This window comes from Rania fehmarnensis (assembly GCF_056494185.1).
Genome location: NZ_CM151398.1, coordinates 5155142 through 5180768, shown reverse-complemented (window position 1 = coordinate 5180768; position 25627 = coordinate 5155142). Strand labels below are relative to the sequence as shown.

2 protein-coding genes are annotated in these 25627 nt (G+C 55.0%); both read left to right on the top strand.

Annotated features, from left to right (window positions below):
• Window positions 1-20 precede the first annotated feature (20 nt).
• Window positions 21-24722, top strand: a complete 24702-nt coding sequence (locus SH573x_RS17395) for a right-handed parallel beta-helix repeat-containing protein (protein ID WP_479348923.1) — start codon at window positions 21-23, stop codon at window positions 24720-24722.
• Window positions 24723-24727: 5 nt separating this feature from the next.
• Complete coding sequence (locus SH573x_RS17390) at window positions 24728-25363, top strand: PEP-CTERM sorting domain-containing protein (RefSeq protein ID WP_479348922.1); 636 nt, start codon at window positions 24728-24730, stop codon at window positions 25361-25363.
• Window positions 25364-25627 lie beyond the last annotated feature (264 nt).

The window sequence follows — 25627 nt, the reverse complement described above, 5'->3', positions numbered from 1 at the left end:
CATCAGTTGGACTGAAATCTATGAGTGCTGCTAGCCAGCTTCGCTTGCGGCGTCGTGTGGGTTTGCGTCGACGTCGGCTGATCGTCGAGCTTCTTGAAAAGCGAATGCTCTTGGACGGCGATCCAATCAATGCGCCGCTAAGTGCTTCACAGCGCCAGGCACTGATCGCAGGTCTAGGCGACGTGGCTTCCTGGACTGCCGCCATGGCCGGTGAGCAGCAGTTGAATTTGCCGTTGGCGATCATAGGTCAATCGATCAACCAGGTTGCTAACCCAGAACAGATGCTCAGTGCGGGTGTCGTTTCGCGATTGAATTCTGGTTCTGCCGGTGCGACCAACACCAATCAATTTGTTGATGCCATTAAGAATCTGGGTGGCACTACCGGTGAGCTCACCATTGGCGTAGACGTAGGCAACGTCAAGGGCGGATTGGTCTCCAGCGCGACTCAGAACGAACTGCAGTTCACGGTAGCGCTCAACGTTACGCGTCAGGCACTGGTGAATACCGAAGTTGACTTGGGGCCGAGCGTCAGTGAACTGGGGTTGTCGCTCGACGCTCCTTTGGCTCTGCCGTTGACCAGCAGCCTGCAGTTTGCGTTGACATTCGGCTTAGACTTGACCGCCGGGCTTTCGAGTGATGAAGCCTTTTTCATTCGACCCTCGATACTGACGCTAGGTAGCTCGATCGATCTGAACAATATTGCAACTACGGCCCGCATTGGTCTGCTTGAGACGCAAATTCCAAGCGGCACTATCGATTTGGATGCGAGTGTCAACGTCAGCTTTACCAATCCCGACGCAGATGGGCTGGGGAACATCACGCTCTCGGAACTCAGCGGCAATGTCCCCGCGGTGGTGGCTTTCCAAACTCCGACTCAAGCCTCGCTGGTTGGCTCGCTGCAGTTCACTGCCCAACTCGGCAGTCAAACGCTGGACGCTTCCACCTTGGGGTCTTCACCTGTGTTGTCGCTGGCATCTGCCAATGTATTCGCTGGCGCTGCACTTATTGTCGGCGCAGGCAACGCCGGCTTTGTTGAACTTGATCAGTTCAAGGACTTGCCTGCCGGTGGACTACTGACTGCTATCGATCGCGCAGGCGGGGCTTTGCAGGAGTTATCACCGGCATTGGATATCAATGCTGGAAGCGGCGGTTTTGGTTACACCGCCTCCCAAGCCAGCCATGTGGTTGATCTGCGAAAAACCTTTGGCACCATCACACGTTCGCTCTTTGATCCGCTAGTAACTGCTGGCAATCCACTCGCGCTGGGCAATCCGCTGATGCTCAGCGGTGATGCCATCTTCACGGTCCGCATCAACGATACCGAACTGGTCAATGTGGTCGTGGTCAGCCAGAGCCAGGCGGTCAACGAACAGATTACGACTTTGGTTAATCGACATCTACCGTTATCCATCAAGCAGCGTATCACCAGCGTGATCGTCACCGATGAAAATAACAATTCATTCTTGGCCTTCAAAGCCCTTGATGCCAATATTAACAAGCTTGAAATTCTATTTGGCAACTTGGGCAACTCGATCCACACCAATCTGGGCTTTGATGCCGGTCAGCAAAGCTTGCCCAGTTACAAGTTCGACAGCCTGCAAGATTTCTTTGCCAAGCTCTCAACACAAACAGGCTTGGTGACGATCGATCCACATTATGATACGACCACCCATCGTTTGTCATTCCGCACGAAAGTAGCCGGCGCGGCGCAGAGTGCCAGTGTACCGTTGGATTTTACAGCCGGTCTTGGTCCGCTGACCTACTTGAATCCATCGCAAGCCAACTTCTCGGTCACGCCGAGCTTCGATGGTCGCCTGGGTGTGCAGTTGGATGGACTGCAAACGATTCTTACCGGCAGTGGTGATGCACCTGCTGATGGTGTGCTTTCAGCCAAAGCGACGTTCAAACTCGCGCTCGATGGCGCGAGTCCCGTTACAGTTACCGTCTTCCGGGACACCAGCAATACGTCGGTAAGTGATTTGGTCAGCGACCTGAATGCGGCTATTGCGTTAACGAATCTAAAGTACAAAGTCGTTGCTGGACAAAGCGGCAACAAATTGACGCTTACCTCTGCCACAGGTAGTGGTCTCGAGGTGACCGCAGTTGCCCTCGATCCAGCTACCACGGAACTGAAACTGCCGGGAGTTGGCAAAGTTGTGCAGTGGAGCAACAGTGTCTCGATTGCGACCGGCGCCGAACTACGATTGCAATCTCTGCTTTCAACGGGCAGTTTAACCGGCGCAGCCAGTTTGGGCATGTTACCTGTAACACTTGCCACTGGTTCAATGAGCATTGCGGCCGATGCTAAAGGGATCCTCAATCAAACGTTGCCATTAAGCGCTGTTGGTCACGCCAACAGTAGTGTGCTCACGCAGCCCGCGCCTATTACATCTCTGAGCGGCAATTTTACGACCAACGTGGCTTCGGGCCTCAGCGTGGCCAATGGCACGGCGGGGTTTACACTTGGCTTAAGCACGCCAGGTCAATGGAATACACGCCTGGTTGCCTTGGCCGATGCACCTACCAATGGACAGTTGACCAGCCCTGCTACGCTGGAGATATTCTGGGGTACCGGTTCACCGGTTCAGTTGGTCGTGCCGGTAGACAATACCAATCAGTCGATTGACGACTTGGTGGCCGACATCAACCAGGCCATCTCGGCCACGCGGCTGGTGGGCGACGTGGTGGCGATGCGTCAGAACAACAAGCTTGCATTGAGCTCGGTCGGCTTCTATGGGCTCAGCGTCAATTCTGCGATCGGCGATGCGGCCGATACACAGTTGCATTTGCGCGGCACGAGTGCAGCACCGGCAATTGGGGCCACGCTGAACAGCATCTTTCAACAGCGTTTGGCACCGATCGCGAACTTTCATCTGCAAGACTTTATCGACAGCATCGGCAACATTGTCGATCTATTCGAAGACGGCCAACTGTTGCATCTGACAACCGATCTACCACTGGTCAATCAGAGCCTGGATGACATTTTGGATATCAGCCAAAAACTGAAGAGCTCGATCGTGAACCTGGCAGACAAGGCGGGATTGTCATTGAAACTGGCGATGCAAGGTGTCGTCAACAATCTAAAGTCAGCCATCATCGCCTTGCCGGCTACGGTGACTAATGCGCAGCGAGCCAATTTGAACGCGATCTATGACGAGCTGCGAATTGCGGCGCAAAACGCGGAGCGCACCGATGTGGCGGCGCCCGTCGATTTAGCGAGTGTCGTTATCGCGGCCATTTCGCCACTGACGTCAGCCGTCAATCAGTTACCGGGCGGAGTGGATCCCACTGCCTTCAACCAGGTGTTAACGCAACTGAGCGGTGCCACGCCATCGCTGCTGCAGCTGGGTGACGCCTTCGCGGCGGCGTTAGGCGTGGGCTCGACGACCAGCACCTTCGCTAATGCTAACACTAACGGCTTTGAACAAGCGCTCAAGGTTCAAACGACCTGGTCAGGCCCCGTTTCGACTGCCTTGCCGTTAACATCGATCAAGATTCCAGGCAACTTTGGCCCACTCGGGTTCGCACCCGGTAGTACCGTAACGATCAATGCCAATCGCGACATCAAGTTCGACTTTGGCTTCAACTTCACTACTGATTCCGCCTTCTTGCTTGACTCCAGTCGCTTCAGTGCCACGGCTAGCTTGGTGCCCAGCGTTCCATCTTATGTTGGCAAGATTGGTGGGGTCGCAGTCAACCTGGGTACACCTGGAGACTCCGCCGCCATGACGCTGCGGACCAGCGGCAATGCCACGCCGGCGCAATTGAATGTTACGCTCAATCCCACCGCCAATCCCAATGACATTGGGAACATCCCGTTTGCTGATGTTGGCAACAGCCTGAACTACAGCGGTGTGAACGCCAAATTTCATGCGCAGTTACCAGTCTATGTCATTGGCAACGACAAAGGCGATGTGACTGTCGACTGGACCGTGCCTGGTGCAAGTCCGATAGCCGCGCCAGTGGTTACGCCTCCCAACGATCTTTCGATCACCCTGGAATCATCGCCGTATGACTTCTCGATTCTGACCGAAGGCATCGACTACTTCATCACGAACCTCAAGTCGCTAGTGCGCGATGAGATCATCGAGAAGTTTCCCTTGGTGGCTGACTCGCTGAACATCGATGTCGGCTTTATCAACGTTCTCGAGAATCAACTCGCAACGGCCGTGCAGTCGGCGATCATTGCCAACCAAGGCCTCGATTCGGCCACTCTGCGAACCTCGCTATTCAATAACATCGAGAGCCTGTTGAGCGCCTACCTGGTGACCGGCACTTTGGGCGTAACGGGCCAGGGCTCGCCTGAGATAACCTTTCGCATGCAAGGCACCGATACCTATCAAGGGGCACTCGATGCGGGCCTGCGCGGTATCAACTTTGAAATCGAGGGCGGTGGGCAAGTCGATATCAACTTCCAGTACGATCTGAAACTGGGATTTGGATTGAGTAAGACTGAAGGCTTCTACTTCATCATTCAACAGGACCCGGTCGTTCCGAACGATCCTCAGTTCAAATTCAATATTTCGACCGAACTGGATGAAGGGAGTGTGATGAGTGGCAAGCTGCTTAACATTCCGGTCATTGCCACGCCAGTCCTGGACGCCAACAACAATAGTCTTACCAAGACCCCGCTAACGCAAGTTGTCGCCACCTTGACCGATCCAGACAACCACCTGTCAATCGATCAAGTTGATTCCGCGCTCTTCCCCGACGAATTCGACATCGTGTTTGGCGCAGCTGGGACGACGGCGAATCTGAATCTGAAGTTGATCGCCGACGACGGTTCAGGTGACTCTGGTATGCCCGATTTTGCCACCGATCTCGTCATGGTCCATTCGTTCCCAGGTTTGGTGGCGCTGGATGATGCGGGCAGCATTCCGCAGGTCACCTTCAACGATATTGGGATCAGTCTGACCTCGACCTTGCAAAAGATCGTCAAACCCATCGTTGACAAAGTCAATGACTATCTGGCTCCGGTGCGACCCATCATCGAAACGTTGGACGAAGAAGTGCCCGTTGTTTCCGATCTCATGGATGGCGCAGGACGCGATCGAGTCACCTGGCTCGATGCGCTACGACTCTTTAGTGACGATCCAGACATCAATGATACGGTCGACACGATGAAGAAAGCAGTCGACCTCATCAAGAGTTTGTTTGAATTGAGCGATCAGATCGACGCCATGTCCTCTACGGCGCGCATCGTGTTTGGTGACTACCAGTTCTTGCCGACCATTGATTTGCGGAACGAGTATCCCAATGGACTTGATCCTTTCACGGTGGGTACCTTTACACCGACACCAGAGTTCACCTCGACCACCGACAGTACGATCTCGCCGGGAGTGCGCGATGCGGACCCAACAATTGGCAGCTTTCTGGGTGACGAACTGCGCGAAGACGGTTTTCGCTTTCCGATATTCGAAGACCCCAAGAATATTCTGTCACTTTTATTTGGCAAAGACATCACCTTTGTAACTTGGGATATTCCACAGTTCAAAGCGGATGCCCGGTCACCGGAACTGTATATCGGCACGATCCCGATAGGTCCCATCCCAGTCAATCTGAATATCGGCTTGTCCTTCGAGATCGAAGCCAACATCGGCATCGGCTTTGACTCACGCGGTTTGCGATCGGATCATCAATTCCTGGATGGATTCTTCTTCGTGGATCGCGGTCGCAATAGTCCCCCGGTTGTCTCGATTGGTGTAGGCGTGTTTGCCAACGCGACTGCTGGCGTGCCTCTAGTGGGTAATGCCGGTATCGAAGGGCAGTTGACTGCCAATTTGGATGCCTATTGGAACAACAACGACGGTGACGACAAATATCATCTGGATGAGCTGGTCGATAATTTCCTGGTGGGACCGCAATGCGTGTTTGATCTCGGAGGACGATTAACGGCCCAGCTGTTCTTCAAGTTGACCGCTTTCGGCTTGAGTTCGACAATTCCGATCACACCTGAAGTGACGCTGTTCGACTGGGATATCTTCTCATGCTCACCGTCAGGTCCGCCTGAGTTAGCGCATGTGGCTACTGCCGGCAATCCAGAATTCGACTACGAAGGTCAACTGATCGCAGCGGGAACATTGATCGTTCATACTGGTGCCTTTGCCCCGATGCGCGATCCCGGCAAGAGTCTCGATAACGACGAGCGGGTGATGGTTTCGCAAGTTGCTCCCGGCATCTTCACGGTGTCAGGCTTTGGGCAAACCAAGCAGTATGGTTCAGCGCTCGCACCTGTTACTGCTATCTACGTCGATGGAGGGCAGGGCAACAATTACATCGACATCGATACCAGCGTCACAGTACCGGCCGAGTTGATCGGGGGCGCGGGCGACGATTACATTCACGGTGGCAGCGGTCCCAATCTTATCGTAGGTCGTGGCGGCTTGGACATTCTGATCGGCGGCAAGCTGAACGATGTGATTGATTCAGGCTCGCTGACTGGACTCTCCGACGCCAAGGTCTATGGTGGTCCCGGCGATGATATTTTCTTGGCCATTGGCGGTATTAATTACATCGATGGCGAAGGAGGCAATGATACGTTGCAGGGTGGTCCCGGGGCCGACATGTTGTTTGGTGGTCGCGATGACGACACCATCTACGGTGGCGGCGGGGCCGATCAGATCTTTGGCGAAGATGGTAACGATACGATTATCGCCCAAGGTAACTCAGGAGTTTACATCGAAGGCGGCAAAGGCGACAACCTGATCACCGGCAGCGATGGCCCTGATCGCATCTATGCATCCAAGCCCAACGCGCTGCCTGGCATTTCGGGAATCAATATCGTTAAAGCCAAGGGTGGCAACGACATTGTCTTTGGAGCCGCCGACAACACGACTCAGATCGATGGCGATGCAGGTGATGACAAACTGTATGGGGGCTCGGCCCTCGATTTGATTCACGCCGGTAGCGGCACCGACCTCATCTACGCTTATGGCGGCGATGATGTCATCTTTGCCGACTCAGGCATTAACACAATTTATGCCGGCACCGGCGACGATCTGATTTACGGCAGCAGCGGCGCGGATGAGCGTCCCCACAATTGGCCCAGCCCCACACCGCCTGGTTTTCAAGCGACCTATGCGGGTTCAGGTACCGATTACATCTATGGCGAAGTCGGCAACGACACGATCTACGGCGGCGTGGCCGGTGGATTGATCGATGGCGGCGCGCATGCGGACTTCCTCTATGGTGGTACGGGTAGTCAATTGCTACACGGTGGCAATGGCGATGACGTCATTCGTACCGGCGATGGCGGTCAAGCTCACTTTGGCGACGCAGGTAATGATTTGCTGGAGCAGTTCGTCGGCGCTTCGCAGACCCTGACTGACTCGACCCTTACTGGTCGCGGCAATCAGGTGTTTGAGACCATCGAGCGCGTCACCTTAAAGGATACTTCGCTTGCGGGCGGTAACTACTTCGATGTCGGTGGCTACCGCGGAGCAGCCACGCTCATCGGTTCGATCTCTTTCACCGATTCAGTGCGTACCGTCATCGACGCAGACATTGTGCTGGCCAACGGCAATTTGACTACATCGCTGGGCGGCAGCTTCTTACTCGATAACATCTCGCACGCCGAACTTAGCGGCGTCAAGCTCGATAACAATTTCGATGTCTCGCTGTGGAGCGGCACTGCGTTACTGACAGGCGGTTTGGGTATCGATCGTGTGACCAGCGTCAATGACGCCAACTTTACCCTGACCGATACGCTGTTAACGCGTTCCAACGGCGGCAGTTTCACGCTCTCGGGCATCAAGGCCGCCACGCTCGGCGGCGGTCCCAGCAACAATACGTTTTTCGCCGCAGGTTTCTCAGGCAATGTATGGATCTACGGTGCAGCGGGCAACGACGATCTCACCGGGGGCAGTGGCGATGATTATCTCGATGGTGGCATCGGGAACAATACTTTGGCCGGTAACTCAGGCAATGATGTTTTAGTAGCGCTCACTGGCAGCTCCGCGACCATCTCTGGCGGTGCAGGCGATGACGTTATTTACGGCAGCGATTTCAGCGATTCGATCTTCGGAAACGCGGGTCATGATCGCATCTATGGTCGCGGCGGCGCAGATAACATCGTGGGCGGTGATGGCGATGATATCATCGACGCCGGCAGTGGCGATGATAGTGTCAGTGGCGATGCGGGTAGCGATGTAATCTTGGGGGCAGCCGGGAACGATATGCTGTATGCCTTCAATGCTGCAGGTCTTGGCGATGATGGAGTGGTCAACTATTTGTATGGCGACTTCGGTACCGCCGGTAATGAACCTGGATTAGGCGATGATATTCTGCACGCAGGTGTGGGTAGCGATATCAGTTTTGGTGAAGGCGGACTCAATACGTTCACAGGTGGTGGCACTGGCCGGATTCGTCGCGATGGTCCAGGCAGCGGACTACTGCCAACGGAGCCGCCAGCTGAACCCGTTGTGCCCGCACCTGCTAGTTGGCCGCCGACCGTGCCGGGCCAGGTTAGCACCTTGTCCAGCAGTGGCATTACTACCAATGGTCGTTGGACAGAACTGACCGGTTCAGCATCTGGTAGTGGTATCAGCCGTTCACCAGCCGCAGCCCACTCTCCGGCTGTGGCTGTTAGTCCAGCTGGACCATGGGTCGCATGGGTCGATCATCGCAACGGACTGTCACAAATCTATGTGGCTCTGAATACCATTGCTGGATGGCAAGAGTATGCAGGTAGTGCTCACGCTGGTGGTATCAGCCTACTACCCAGCCAACCGGGCACACGGGCCTTGGCACCCAGCATCACCCTTGATGCCGCAGGTCTGCCGATTGTCGCATGGACTGGGGCCAGTGGTGTCAATCACAATATATTCGTAGCCCGCTACGATGCGCTAGCCGACAATGGCAACGGCGCCTGGCTGCCGATGGGCAATTCGCTCGACCTGGGCGGTATTACCGCTAGTGGTCACGCCGAGGACGCATCGATTGTAATGACCAACGACGGGCCAGTCGTCGCCTGGTTGGAAAACGTCGGCGGCATCAAGAACATTTACGCCAAACGTTTCGAGAATGGTAACTGGGTTCCGCTAGGTTCGGGCGGCGCTAGTGGCAGTGGCATTTCCAATTCTAGCGCCTCGATTCAGGAGTTCGCCGTCGCGGCCGATGGTAACAACATCAGCATGGCCTGGACGCAGCCACTGGCAGGTCGTTCGCAAATTTATGCGCGAACTCTGACTGGCAACTCCTGGGTAGCATTAGGTGATTCGATTAGCGGTGATGGTCTGAGTGCTACGCCAGGTTCAGCAACGCAGCCTACGTTGGCGTACTTCGAAAACGGTCAACTGTTGGCAGCCTGGGGCGACGACTCGAGCAGTCACCATGAGATCTACGCAGCCAGGTTCGATGGATCGGGCTGGGTCGACGCCGGCATGGATTCTCGCAGCGGTGGTGGAGTCTCCAACACCCGCGGTGATGCCAACTTGCCGAAACTTGCAGCCCGCGACAATCAAGTCAGCCTGGTATGGCAAGATGATCGTCGAGCTGCCGGTAAAGGCAACTCGGTCGCGCTGTATACCAAGCGTTGGCTAGTCGATCAGTTTTCCGAGGAACTACCAGGTGATGCGCGCGATCGCGGTCTTAGTTCCTTGGTCGGACAACCCGGCACGCACTCCGTGGCGCTGGATGCCGCCGGTCATCCGTTTGTCACATGGAGCGATTCTATCAGCGGGCAGTCGCAGATTTACTTGCAGGTCAACAAGTTTGATCTGGCCACTGTCCACTATGTCAACGACCACGATCCAAACGATAACGCCGAGGCGGCAAATTCGTTTTCCAGTCTTCCAGGTGCCGATAGCAACAACGGTTTAACGCCGCTTACGCCTAAGCGAACGTTACAGAGCGTGTTAAATGATCCAGCCAATCCTATAAATCCAGGCGATGTCATTCTATTGGATGCAGGCGAATACGATGGCACTCAATTAATCGGCAATGCCAAAAGCGGAGTGCTGATCATCGGCGCGACGGCTGAACCAGCCACGATCACCTCGGCTCTGCAGCTGAGTGGTGTGAGCAATGTAACCATTCAAGGCTTGCGAACCACAGCTGGTATTCGCGTAAGCAGCTCCACCAACATAACCTTGCAGGGCAATGAACTGTTTGAGGCCGGCGTTGGCGTGGTAGCCGGTACCAACGTTCGCCTTTTAAACAACGAGTTTTTCGATGCCCAGATCGCGGTGCAGATCAGCGGCAATAGTCAGAATGCAATGGTCGTCAGCAATGTCATCCATGATGGCGACGTGGGGTTCTGGTTGACACGCGGTTCAACCGTCGGCGCCGCCAGCGGTTTGCTGATTCATGACAATCAAACTTGGGGCACCAATATCGGGCTGAAGCTGGATACGACCGCCAGCGGTCAAGTCTACGACAACTTGCTGGAGGACGCTCAGTATGCGTTGTGGTTGTCGGCAACGTTGGATGGCTCGATCTATCGTAACCAAATCAGCAACTCCATCACGGGCGTGCAGTACTCCGTCGCCAATCTGCTCAGCGACAATCACGTTCACAACAACTTCTTTGGGATCGTGACAAACGTGGCTTCGACCAGCAGTGGTCTGGGCTTTTATGGCTCGACGCTGCCCAATCGTATCACAGACAATATTGTCGGCGTGGTGCTGGAGAACGAAGCCGTTATGCAAGGCCAGCATGTGCTGGGTAACAATACTGGAGTCAGCGGCGCTGGTTGGCTGGTAGCCAACGATTTTCAGCATGCCAACTTGATCAGTCGCAATAGCGTAGGGATCGACATAAGTGGCACCGTTCAATTCAATCAGATCGAGAACAACCAGATCGCCATTTTGCCGCGTAGCGGACAATTGATCGCTCATAATGTACTGGTCGATAACGCAGTCGGGCTACAAGTGGTGAGCCAGAGTGATGTGCGTATCTTTGCCAATACATTCGTTTCTGCCAGCGGCACCAATATTAAACTCATCGGGGGCGCCAGCCAGGTAGAAGTTCGCAACAACATCTTGTGGTCCGATACCGGATATGGTCTGTATGTCGATGATGACAGCACGACTGGTTTCATAAGCGACTACAACACTTTTCATGCTGGCCCGGGCGGCAAGCTGATTCACTGGGCGAAAGACTTCTCGGATATTCTGGACTGGCAAGAAGATGTCCATCGCTACGATTTGAACTCGCAAGGCACGACGGTGTTGGATCCACGCGCTGGCAAACCGGCTTTTGTCAGTCGAGCTCTCGGTGACTTCCGCGTGTTCGATCAGTCGGCCCGCTTGCGTCGCACGAGTCCCACGGTCGACGCTGGTGACCTGCGTGCCGACCAGGCCCGCGATCCACAGTGGGTCAACCTGTTAACCAATGCGAGTTTTGAAAACGGCTTGACCGATTGGGTAGTGACTCCGAGCACCAGCAATCTGGGCAGTAGTGCGCCAGCGCCTTACGACGGCGCCAGTTATTTTCGAGCTGGCACCAGTGTTACGACCTCGCTGGAGCAAACCGTCGATTTGATCACTGCCGGATATGTGATCTCCGACATTGATGCACTCAAATATACCGCTTCCTATGGAGCTCGCGTGAGATCCGCGGCTGAAGCACCCTTGGACCAAGGAACGCTGACCGTTACGTACCTGGATTCCGCTGGAAGTGCGCTGGGCGTTCCGCAGGTCTTCGAAGCAACTGGTACGACCGATCGTTGGGAGTTGCTGGGGGGCAAATCTTACTTGCCTGCCCAGACGCGTAAGATACAGTTTCATTTTCAGGCGGTCCGCGCGTCGGGTGCCACCAACGATGTCTTTCTGGATAGCGCCTTTGTCAGCCTGCATCCTCGCACCTCGGGCGTCGATGCTGGTGCGCTCGGTAATACCGACGGTGACATTGACACAGCCGCGCATCTGCGTTTGATTTCACCTGATCTGTACAAGGACTGGGAGAAGGGCAAACCGATCGACATTCGCTGGGACTCGTATGGCAACGTGGTCGGTTCGCCAGTGGCGATCGAGCTGTGGCAAGATACGTTGGCCGGTCCGCAGTTGGTCACGCAAATTGCGACCAGCACGCCCGATGATGGTGCCTTTACGTGGATCGCCGCCAACAGTGGCATCGACTTTGGCACGTATGGCCTGCGCATCCAAGTCAGCCTGGCTGCCAACGAGACGGCCATCGATCGTAGCTCTGAGACCTTTACCGTTCCCGAAAACACGAATACTTACTACGTCAACGATCGTCAGGGTTCAGCCGATTTGGTAACGAGCGAGCTGAGCAATAATCGAGCCACCGGCAAACTAGCCAGCGCGCCCAAACCGTACCCCAATAATATCCTGCGCATCTATACGCTCGGTCCAGCCGATACGCTGACAATCGACACCGGCAACTATGCGCTGCTGAGTCCACTAGTAGTGTCCAACGTTTTGGGCGTGGGAGATGACGAAGGCTTTCTCCTGCAAGGGCCGCCGTCACGCGAAGCCACGCTGAGTCATGCCAATCCCTTTACGCTCGCCCCTGTGTTGGAACTTCTAGACGCAGATCAGATGACCATCAAAAACCTGCAACTGTTGGGCGGCACGATTGGTTTCTACGTTCACGGTGGCAGCACGGGACTCAATGTGGATGATCTGGCAACCAGCCAGGCATCGCAGCGCGGGATGTGGATCACCGACGGCTCCAGCGCGGTCGCGCTGAACAAGTTAACGGTCAATGGCAGCGCCGGACCTGGTTTCAGTATGACCGGTCCGCTCGGCTCGATCACAAACAGTGCGTTTATTCACAACGATGGAGTCGGCCTGGAGTTAATCGATACCGGACCAACCACCATTACCTCCAGTACGATATTCGATAACATCGGCACCAACGCTTACGGCGTGCGGATCGTTAACAACCTGGCCCAGCCAGTGGTGTTTGGCTCCGTGGACGTCACGCCCAACAGTGGCAACGTCGTTCACGACAATACCGGCGGCATCTATGCTCTCGGCGCGGTCATCATTGCGGGTAATACGGTTTACAACCACATTGGTCCGGGGGCCCGGGGTATCAACCTGGAAGGTCTAACGGCCCAGGCAATGCGCAATGTGATTCACCATAACTCGACTGGCATTTTCTCGGTGGGCGGATCGATCATCGAAAATCGCATTTACGCCAATCTCGGCGCCGGCATCGATGTCGATTTCAATCCGGTGATTGCGGGCAATGTGATTTACAGTAACCAAGTTGGTTTGCGCAGCGACTACTCGTTCGGTGGGCAGATCAAGAACAACATCATTTATGACCATGACGTAGCCGGTATCTGGCTCAGCCTGGCAGGTTATGGCGGTATTGCTCCGCAGCTGATCAATAACACGGTGTATCAAGAAGACAGCGACGCCATTCGCCTGGACACAACCACATCTGGGGCGACACTGCGCAATAACACGATCTGGACCGAGGGTGGCATTGGCATCAACGTAGCTGCCGACTCGCAAGCTGGTTTCGTCAGCGACTATAACAATCTGCTGGCCACGGGATTGGGGGCAGTCGCCCGCTGGCAGAACGTCAATCGTACGTCACTGTCGGCATGGCGGACGACGGCTTTCACCGATGCCAATAGTCTCAGTGTTAATCCAAACTTTGTGAATATGTTGGGTTCCGACGGAGTGCCGGGATACTCCACTCCTAACAACGATGGTCGCGATGATGATTTTCATCTGCAGAGCCAATTCGGCAGCTTTCATAGCGTGGCCTTGGCGCCAGTGGCCACCAGTGCCGGCAGTGGCGCCCCAATCATGCTCACGCCAGCAGGCAATCCGGTTGCCGATGCAGTTACTTCTCCACTCATCGATCGCGGTGCGGCTGGTGACAGCCTGGCCGGCGAGCCTGCGCCCAACGGTGGTTACATCAACATCGGCGCCTATGGCGGTACCAGCCAGGCGTCGCTCAGCCCTGCTGACTATATGAAAGTCCTCAGCCCTAATGGCGGCGAAGTCTGGCCGCAAACGCAGACCTTTTCCATCGGCTGGCGTACGCAGGTTAGTGGTGGCGGAAGCGCGACCATGACAATTGACTTGCTGAGCGGCAATACGCCAGTCCTGCAAATTGCCAATAACGCTGCCGATACTGGCCAGTACTCGTGGACCGTGCCAGCCAACTTGCCCGCCGGTGACAACTATCGCATTCGCATTACCCGCAACGACGTGAATTCGATCCTCGACAGCAGCGACTCCGCGTTTTCGATTCCGTTGCCCATTAGCGTCTATTATGTCAACGATAACACGGTGGAAGCGGGAGATATAACTAGCGCCGTGGGCAACAACGCTAACACCGGGCTAAGTCCCGCGGATCCGAAGGCATCGATCAGCGCGGTATTGGCTGCGTTTGCAATGAAGCCGGGTGATAAGATTCTCGTCGACGCGGGCACTTATACGCTCTCGACCGCGCTCGTGCTGGACGCTGCAGCCAGTGGCATCACCATCGAAGGCTATCACGATGCCAACTTCCCATCGCGAGCCACCATCATTGATCGAGCTGCTCCCAGCTTCAACGCGATCGAATTGGTGAACGCCGATAACATCACGCTCGACCATTTAACGATTCGCAACGCCAACAATGGCATCATCGCCAATAGCTCGTCTGATAGCGATCATGTCACTATTAGCCACAGCACCTTCGAATTGAATACTGCCAATCACCTGTTCTTCGATGCGAGTAACGATTTTCTGACTCTGCACGCCAACACGTTCAAGCTGGGCGCGACTTCTTTCGCGGCCCAAATTAGTGGTGCCGACGCGACCATTAGCAGTAATAACTTCAATAGTGCCAACAGCAATGGAACCCTGGGGACCCTTACTGTACGAGGTCCGCGCAGCCAGGTCGTAGGCAACTCATTTGACACGTTGCGCAGTGGTGTGAGAGCCGACAATTTATCGTCGCAACTAGCGGATCGCATCGAAGTCAAGCAGAACAGTTTCAACGCGATGCGCGAGTTTGCGATCTTGGGTTTGAGCAACTCGCAGATTACGGAGAACTTGATCAACAACGCTGAACTGGCGATGCAGGTCTATACCGAAGCTAGTAACAATACGATTCGCAACGGCAACCATGGCATTCAAGCCTTCAATTCCGCCGAGATCCGCGGCAATCGCATCTATCACAATCGCGGCATCGGTTTGTCGCTATTTGCCACGACCAGCACCCGAGACAATCATATCTACGCCAACAACATTGGCATTCAAACCGATCTGTCCTTTGGCGGCTGGGTTGAGAATAACTTCCTGGTCAGCAATGTCGTGGCGGGCATTCAGGTTAACGGTTCTGGGTATAACGGCGAGTCGCCAGTAATCTCAGCCAACACCATCATCCAGCCGATCGGCGATGGAGTCCGTTTGATCGATTCTCGCACTCAGAATGTCTCGGTGCGCAACAACATCATACGAGTCGAATCTGGATATGCCATCAATGTAGATCCGGCAGCAGGCAATAACTTCAGCAGCGACTACAACATTATTGACGTCCAAGGCAGTGGCAAGATCGGTCGCTGGGAGGCAACCGACTTCGTCACGCAGGCAGATTGGTTCTATGAAGTCGGAATGGACCAACACAGCACCTTTGGCGATCCGCAGTTCGTCGATCTGGATGGCCCGGACGATGTTTTGGCATTCAGTCGTGGTATCGGACTCACCACTTCTTATTATGGTAACCCTACACTGGCGGGCGCACCGCTGCTGACCCGCACTGAAACCACAATCGGTTTTAATCTCGGTGGCGGTTCTCCGGTTGTCGGAGTGGTGCCCGTCGATAACTTTAGCGTACGTTACACCGGCTACATCTTTGTGCCTGAAGCTGGTAGCTATACGTTTTATGAAACCGCTGACGATGGCATGCGGCTGTATCTCGACAATTCGCCTACACCGGTCATCGACCAGTGGAATTTCGCCAACAACGCTGAACAGATTTTCAGCACGAGTTTCGCGGCCCCAGGGTGGATACCGATCAAGGTCGAATATCGCGATACGACCGGCGCAGCCAATTTGAATTTCAGTTGGTCGGGGCCTGGTTTTGCCAAACAAGCCATCTACTCCGAGTATCTGAATCCAACGTTGATTCCGAACTTCGGTGACTATGGATTGGACGACAACTTCGCGGTGGCGACAACGTCAGCGGCGATCGATGGTGGTCATCCCAACGATGTCTTTGTGGGTGAGCCGATGCCCAATGGTGGCCGCATCAATATTGGTGCTGGCGGTAACTCCGCGCAAGCGGAGACCAGCCCGTTGCAAGATGTCCAGGTCTTGTCGCCCAATGGCTTGGAGAAGTTTGAGCAAGGTCAGGACGTCACGCTGAGCGTTCGCACCCATGGCTTGCTCCCACAGCAGCCGACCCTCCTGATCAATGCCGGCTCAACAGCCGTGGGTGCATGGACGGCGGGCAACCTATTGATGACCACGGGCACAGTTAGCTTTAGCAACAACGAGCTGGCTAGCGCTGCCATCGATCGAAGCGGTGTGGTGGATCCAATTCCTGAACAGCTCTATCGCAGTTACTTGGGTAGCGGGAACAACATGGGTACCACAGTGCGTTTGGAGTTGCCAGTGGCTGACGGCAACTACTCGATGCGCTTGCATTTCATCGAAGGCTTTTCAAGCACCATCGGCCAGCGACGATTTGATGTCAAGTTGAATGGAGCCGCGGTGCTGGCCAACTACGATATCTTGGCCGCAGCCGGTGGCGTGAAGTTTAAAGCCGTCGCGGAAACCATCAACAACGTCAGTGCCAGCGGCGGAACTGGGATTACGCTTGAGTTGTTGAACGTTTCGGGTAGTCTGCAAGCCCAGATCGCGGCCATCGAGATCTTTACTGCTACACCATTGGGCATAGCTGCGCCGACGATCGCGCTCGACTACAGCAGCACCGGTGGCTTCGTGTGGTTTCCAATTGCAGGTGCAGCCAATGTGCCCGTAGATCGCTGGGGTAACGCAGTCTTCAATTGGTCGATACCCAGCAATCTGCCTGAAGGGCAGAGTTACCGAATTCGTGCCCGCACGACGGCCGCTACCGGCCAGCTCAGCGACGTCTCCGATAGCAATTTTATCGTCGCCAATAGTGGTCACCACTATTATGTCAACGACAACTCGCTGCTAGGAAATGTATTCACCACAGCGCCCGGGAACAACTCGGCCAGTGGCAAGTCGCCGAGTGCACCGCTGGCATCGCTGGCTGCCCTGCTGTCGGCTTACACCTTCGAGGCTGGCGATGTGATTCATGTCGACACCGGCCACTATCAACTGGTGCGCACACTGGTACTGACCAGTCAGCATTCAGGCGTGACCATCGAAGGACCGGCGGGAGCCACAGCTACGCTCGATCGCGACAACGGCGACTTCAATCTGGTCGAACTCCAAAACGCTGACAACATCACTTTCGATCGTCTGAAGTTCCAAGGAGCCAAAGATGTTTTCGCGGCGGGATCTGGTTCCGATAGCGATCATTTAACAGTGCAGAACAGCCTCTTTACCGGTCTTGAAAACTCAGCAGCCAATATTTCTCCAAGCAATGACTATTTTGCGTTTCTGAACAACACGCTGGTAATGGGCTCTCAGAATTACGGAGTCATCGTGCAAGGTGCCGACGCGCTCATTGACGGCAATAGTTTTTCTCTAGGGGGGCTGCTGGGCACGCTGGATGTGCGCGGGGCGCGATCGATAGTAAGCGACAATACCTTTACAGGAGTTCGCAATGGGGTCCTTGTCCAGCCCAACTTTGCCAATGCGGCTGACGGCATCCATGTGGTTGGTAACCAGTTTCAAACGCTTCAGGAATGGGCCGTAAACTCCAACAGTGGCTCCACCCTGATCGAAGACAATACCATCGTGGGCGCGTCGCTGGGGCTGTTAGGTGCCGGCACCTTCCGTCACAACATTGTTCGTGATGGCATCCATGGCATGCAGACCTCTGGCACGGCGCTGGTCGAAGCCAATCGTATCTTCAACAACAGCGGCACAGGCCTGCTGATGGGCAGCACGACAACCACGCTGCACAATCGCATCTACAACAACAATGTGGGTATCCATCTGGACCTGGCGTTCGCGGGCGTTGCCAGTCACAACTATTTGGTAAACAACTCGACGACAGCATTCAAGGTCACCGGCGCGGGCTACAACGGTGGCACGCCGACGATCAGCAATAACACGATTATTCAGCATGTGGGCGACGCCTATCGCGTGTCCGACAATCGTACTCAGAACCTGCTGATTCAGAATAACCTGGTGCAGTTGAGCGGCGGTTATGTCTACAACTTGGATGCAGATGCGGCGCGCGGTTTTGTGTCCGATTACAACTTGATCGATCTACGCGGTGCTGGTCAGATCGCGCTGTGGGAAGGCCAGGCGTTTAGCGATCGATCGGACTGGTACTACGAAGTTGGCATCGACCAGAACTCGCTCTTTGCCGATCCGCAGTTTGTCGACCTGGTTGGCGCGGACGGAAAGCTGGGTTTCAGCTTGGGCGCGGATTATGGAGCCGATGATAATTTTGTAGTGGCCTCGAGTTCGCCGGCTATCGACAACGGGCATCCTCAGTCTGCCTATTATTTGGAGCCCATGCCAAACGGGGCTCGCGTCAACATCGGTGGCTCGGGAAATAGCCCAGCCGCGGAACTGAGCAACCCGTCTAGCGTACAAGTGATCTATCCCAATGGACTGGAGAAGTTCGAACAAGGGCAAGCGGTCGCAATCAGCGTCAACACAGCCGGGCTGGCCGTGTTGCAGCCACAATTGTTAATTAATGCGGGTCCTGTTGCAGAGGGCCGCTGGGAAGCCAGCCCCAGATATTTGAGCGCTGGTTCCACAAGTTCGATTAACAACGAATTCACTTCCGCCACGATCGATCGCTCGGCAATGACCGATACGATTAACGAACTGTTTTATCGCAGCTACAACAGTGCCATTAGTGGCGTTGGCAATAAGCTGCAACTGGATTTGCCTGTGTCCGCAGGCACCTACTCGGTGCGTTTGCATTTCATCGAAGGCATTTTCAGCGCAGCCAACTCGCGAAGATTTGATGTCAAGCTGAACGGGGCCACTGTGCTGGCCAACTACGATATCTATGCCGCTGCGGGTGCCAAATTCAAAGCAGTTGCCGAAACCATCGGCAATGTAGTGGCCACTGGCGACACTGGCATCACATTGGAACTGATCAATTTAACCAGTTCCCCCGCCCAGATTGCAGCGATCGAGATCTTCGAAGTCACCCCGCAAGGCAGCTCTACACCAAACATGGCTCTGCAGGTATCCAGCAATGGCGGTGCGACCTGGCAGCCCATGGCCGGCGCAGATGCTGTGCCTGTCGATCGTTGGGGTTTGGCCAATTTCCAATGGCAAGTGCCCGCCGATGCAATGCTCGGGGCTCAATACCAAGTGCGGGCCGTGGCGCAAACATCCGCGGGACTCGTTCAGGATGCATCGAACGCCAACTTCCTGATTGCCAACAGCGGGACCAACTACTTTGTCAGTCCCAGCGGCAACAATCTAAACAGTGGCAAGTCGCTGGCTGATCCCGTGCGATCGCTCAGCGGCCTATTGGATGCATACGACCTGGATGCTGGGGATGTGGTCACGGTATTGGGTGGCAACTATCGCACATGGCGTAACATAAGCGTCGGGTCGAATGATTCGGGTGTTACGATCCAAGCGGCTTTAGATAGCCCCGCGGTCATAACACGCGGCAATACTAGTGGCGGCACCAGCGTCTTTCACTTCAAGGGCGGCGATGATGTTACGCTTTTTGGCCTGCACCTAACCGGTGCCGAAAATGGCTTGCGGGCCGAAGACAATAGCGCTTCATTTGGTAACCAGGTTATTCAGAGCCAACTCTTCGCCAACGCCAATGCCGGCGCATTCTTAGGCTCTGGCAGCGATAACTGGCAGTTTATCGAAAACCAGTTGTTCGGTATCCCTGGCGGCCCGGCGGCCGATGACCAGAGCTACGGCATCTTCTTCAACTTCAATACGCTTAGCTCAGGCGTGCAAATTGTCGGTAACGAGATCTACGATCATTTCAATACAGGCATCTTCGGGCCGAGCGTTCATACGCTGATCGATGGCAACGATATTCACGGGAACAAAATTGGAATCGCGGCTGCCTTCACGGTCGCGGGTAATCCACTTCCGTTGGTGATCGAGGACAACGAGGTACACGACAATCGTGATCAAGGACTAGTGATCAATTCCAATGCAGCCCTGGTTACGGGCAATCGAATTTTTGGTCACAGTGGAATAGGTGACACGGGTTTGATCGCACAAGGTGGAGCTCAAGTCGCGCAGAATTCGATCTTCGAAAACTATAACGGGGTCAGCATCCATTCGACGTCTGGGGCGGCTACGACAACGCTGACCGATAATCGCATCTACGGCAATAGCGCGGTCGGGGTGATTGCCGATGGTGTGGCCATGGTGGATGGCAATTACATCTACTCCAATTCGATTGGCGTGCAAGGCATCACCAATTTCGCGGGCCAAATTTCCAGCAATGTCATTTATGCCAACTCCAATCGTGGCGTCTCGCTGCAGAATTTCAATATTACCGGCCAGGCGCAAATCATCAACAACACGGTTTATCAACCGGTCGGCGATGCCATGCGCTTGGATAGTTCAGCCCGCAACAATTTGGTACTGAACAATATTATCTGGGTGCAGTCCGGAGTGGGCTTGTATGTCGCGGACAACAGTCAAGTTGGTTTCCAGAGCGATTACAACTTGTTCCAAGTAGGGCCGGGTGTCAATGCGCACACGGGCTTTTGGGCTGGCGCCAATCGCCAGACGTTAGCCAATTGGCAAACTGCGTCAGCTCGCGACCTGAACAGCCTGGCGGGTGATCCGGGGCTGGTCGACATCAACGGGGCCGACAACATACTTGGGTATGTGGTCACGCCCTCGGGTGCAGTCAACGGCGGCGTCGATGATAACTTCTATCGTATGCGCAATTCGCCAGCTATCGATCGTGGTAGTTCGTGGTTGGGCACTCTGGAAGACATCGAAGGCTTTGCGCGAGTGGATGATCCAGGCACAATCGATCAAGGAGGACCGCGATATGTTCAAGCTTCGCAAGCACCCACTCTGTTTGGTCCGGCAGCGTTAGGTGTCGCGCAGAACTGGCATGGCGGCGATGAAGCCTGGTCCTTGGCTTTGCCGTTCAACTTCGACTTCTTCGGTGCTACTTACAACTCCGTATGGGTTTCGTCGAATGGCTTGCTGCAGTTCGGAAGTAATTTGGATGCGGCCATTGCCAGTAACAGCGACTTCGGGCTGCTGGCTCAGCCACGCATCGCTGGCCTGTGGGACGATTTGTCGACGCTAGGGGCAGGTGATGATATCTTCGTCGACGCCTCGATTGCCAATCAGCTTACGATTCGCTGGAACGCCACCCATCAAGTGACGTTGGGTGACGTACAGTTTGCGGTGACACTTTTGGCAGACGGTAGTTTCCGCTTCCATTATGGCAGCGGCAATGCAGGGCTGACTCCAACGGTGGGTGCAGGTGCTCCGGCAGCGACCACGCCGCGTTTGTCGATGTATAACGGTCTGGCCAACCTGGATAGTGTGAGCACGGTCACAATGGCACCGCTGGCCGATCCAGGACCGCAGTGGGCATCCTCGGTTGTCGCCTTCAGTTCGCAGCGCTCCACGACCAATTGGTCAGCCGCTCAGGCCTTAGGCGTACCGAACACCAATTCGTATGGCGATCTCACAACCGCCTGGTCACCACTATCGCAGAATGGCACCAGCGAATTCATCACTGTAGCCTATGCTACACCTGTGTTGGCCAATGGCGTGACGATCCGCGAAACATTTGGCAACGGTTTCGTCACACAGATTGAACTGCTGGATGTCGACGGTCAGTACCACACGATATGGACTGGTGTAGATTCCAGCTCCGTTGGTACTCCGGTCAATTTTTCAGTCGACTTTGAACAGACTACCTACCTGGTTCAAGGTGTTCGCGTCAGCGTCAATACCGATGCCACTGCCGTGCGCGAGCAGATCGATGCAATTCAACTGCGTGGTGTGGTGGGCTTGCAATACAGCGAAGTCAGCGGGGCATCCAGTGGCTTCTACGCCTACCAGACTCAGGGCACCGCGACCAATTGGCGGGCCGACGATAGTTTCTGGCAGCTGAATTTGCCGTTCAGCTTCCCGTACTACGGCATCAACTATTCGAGTGTCTGGGTATCTTCCAACGGACTATTGCAGCTTGGTAGTACGACCGCTTTGCAAGATAGCAGTAACACCCCGGCCGAGCTCCAGCAGCTGGTACGCATCGCACCGCTGTGGGATGACCTGACCACCGGTGGCACTGCGGATAACATCTTTACCGACAACAGTGTGGTCGGGCAAACCACGATTCGCTGGAATGCCACCAATAAGGCTGACAGCAGTGACGTGAATTTTGCAGTGACTTTGGGTATCGATGGCCAGATTTGGTTCCAATACGGACCGGGCAACAAGAACCTGACGCCGACGGTTGGCATCTCTCGCGGTAACAATCGCGATGTACATCTGGTTTCTGGGTACGATGCTGTAAACAATATCCCCGGAACACAGACCATAACCTTCCCGCTTGTACCGGGAATCACCGATATCGGTGCGTATGAGTTTCGCGGAAATAGTTTGGATGTAACGCCGCCGATTGTCGTTGGCACGTCACCCACGATCATCCAGATCGGTGGCGTGGTCAGTCAGTCGCTCAGCAGTTTTGCGCTGCAATTCAGCGAAGAGATCAATCCGATTGACGCTCGTTCGCCAGCGGCTTATCAACTGCGGTATGCTGGAGCTGACGACATCTTTGACAATGCAGACGATCTGATTTACCCGCTGCGTCCTCAATATGCTGCGGGTCAGAACACTGTCCAGTTGGAAATCGGCAGTTTGGATGGAGGCAGTGGAATAGCCACGTTGCCTGTCGGACAGTTTCGATTGACCGTCTTAGGAAGTACCGATACGTCAATTTACGATTTGGCGGGCAATCGCTTCGATGGCAACACAGACTTGGTGGCTGGCGGCAACTATGTGCGGACATTCAAGGTTATCGACAATGTCGCGCCGCAATTGCTTGGCTCCAATCCGCTACCGAGTATCGCGTCCAACATTAGTGATGGGTTGAACACGGGCATCAAGGTCGCTGATCTGATTCTCAATCAAGTGCTGGACGTAGATGGCCCGGGTGCCGGCATTGCGATCGTGAGCGTGGGGAGCGCCGCAGGTGCCTGGCAATACGCGTTGGATGGAAGCAACTTCTTGCCGGTCAGTACAGCGTTGAGCGACGGTCATCGACTCTTGTTAGCGGCTGATGCTGATACGCGACTAAGATTTGTGCCGTTGCCTGGTACGAGCGGGTTAGTAAACGATTTGGTGTACCATGCATGGGATGCGGCGGACGAGTTGGCTGAAGGCACCGTGGTCTCGTCACTGAATCTATTGGCTAACTCGCTGAGCGCGACGACAACTCAAGCGTCCATTCAGGTCACGGCACCTGCTTTGCCGAGCCTAAGTGTAGCTGCCAGCGCAGTAACAGGAGATGTACTGGCGCAGATCGGCAACACGGGTGGCTGGACAAGCACGGATCCCGACTCGCTGGTACTGTCAGCTTCGGTTGGAACCATTACCAAGCAGTCTGGTGGTACATGGAGTTGGAGTTACACGCCATCGGCTGCAAGTGCCGACTTGGTGGTGACGGTTACGGCGCAAGACAGTGTGGGTCAATCGACGGTTTCATTTGCGCTAACGGCCTTGGTCAATGTGAGTGGACGTTTCGTTTACTACAAGGGCTCTAGTTTTGCTCAGGGTGGTGCCAATGTCGCGGCGGCATTGGATACTTCGAAGATTCTGGCTCGTTCTGGTCCGACACCTCTGACGCTAGGTTACGCGAACCTGGTCAATACAACGCGAGGTATTAATGGTATCGTCTTGGATGTGGCTGGCCTGAGTAGCAGTTCGCTATCAAGTGACGACTTTATCTTTCGGATGAGCCCGACCGGCACGTTCAACTCGGCCGCAAATCCGCCGTCGAGTTGGGAGAATGCTCCCTGGCCCACTGTGGTGCATGTGACTACTGGCAGCCAAGTCACGGCTGCTCGTGTGCGTCTGGAGTGGCCTGATAATGCAATTGCCAATCGGTGGTTGCAGATAGCTGTCAGAGCCAACTCGAATACTGGTCTGGCCTCTCCGGCAGTGTTTTATTTGGGACACTTGCAAGGAGAAATCAATGGTCAGATCGTGGGAGGTTCTTACGTGGTCAGCAATGCCGACCTGGCGCAGCTGCCGCCCATTGGCGGAGGCCAGGTAGCGGTAACCAGTCCGCGCGACATCGACAAAAATGGCTTTGTGCTCAACTCCGACGGTGTGGCAGTCAAGCAGTCGATTAATTTGCTCAGGGCTTTACGGAACATAACCATTCCGGCAGCCGGCAGCGCAGCGGAAGGTGCAACCGAAGCCGGCGGCGGCGGGGCTGCGACAAGGCTGAGACAAAATGCATCGCCAATTTTTGCTGGAGGCGCTACCTCTGTACACTTGACCACACAGCCCGATTCAAGCATGCTGCTGGCTGTGCCCAAAGGTGACCTGTCAGATACCGAACCAGGACACACGCTGCTCCCAGCCTCGGCTGGCCAGTTATCGATGGCTGATTCATTCAACAAGCCGGAAGGCGAGGGAAGTGGATTAGTCTCGGACGAGTTTGAGCGGATTGATCAGTACTTTGCCAACTATGAACCACTGCGTGATTTGAAATGAAAACGATGTTACGAAAACTGCTTGCGGTTCTGACTGTTAGCATGTTGAGCATGGGCCTAAGCTCGCTAGCCCGGGCTGAGTTTGTGATCTTTACGCTCGAGCAAGTGGGTGGAGAAATCTCGATTCCCCTGGGATCGACTGCTCAATTTCGAGTCTTGATACGTTCCGAGACGGCTCCACTGACGAATTTGGATGGCGTCGACTTCAACGTGGGCGCTGACGACGATGGGGTGGTATTCGATTCGGGTATGCGTACCGCAGGTGGCCAATTTACGGCGGCCGGCACCTTGGGCTTTGGTGGCTTTTCAATCGCGCCAACCTCCTCGTATTTAGCGTTTAGTGGTACCAACTATCCTGTGACGTTACCTACGACTGATGTCGAGATCGCCAACTTCGTGCTCGATACCACCGGTGGAACAGCTGGCACTTACAATATGACGCTCACCAATGCCTTTGCTATTGATGCGGACTTCCAAGCAGTTGGTATCAAATATTGGAATAACACTGGGATCTTGCCGTATACGATTACGCCAGTGCCCGAGCCGAGCCTGCTGGCCCTGGCGGCCTTAGGACTGGTTGGCCTCAAACTGCGCCGAAGAAAGCCTTTGGAGTGCGGTGCCGTCGGCACCGCTTTGATGTAAGCGAAGTCTCCAGTCGCAGCCTGAGTTTCTCTGAAAACCTTCCTACACCACCTTCCTCCACCACCTTCCCCGGGACCTGTGTCCGTTCTTCATAACGGTGTTTGGCTCAGCAGGAGCATTCGCCCTCCCCGCGCTGCGCAACGCCTGCATCACTGATGTGAGCGTAGTCTCATGCCGCAGCCAGAGTTTCTCTGAAATCCTTCCTCCACCACCTTCCCCGGGACCTATGTCCGTTCTTCATAACGGTGTTTGGCTCAGCAGGAG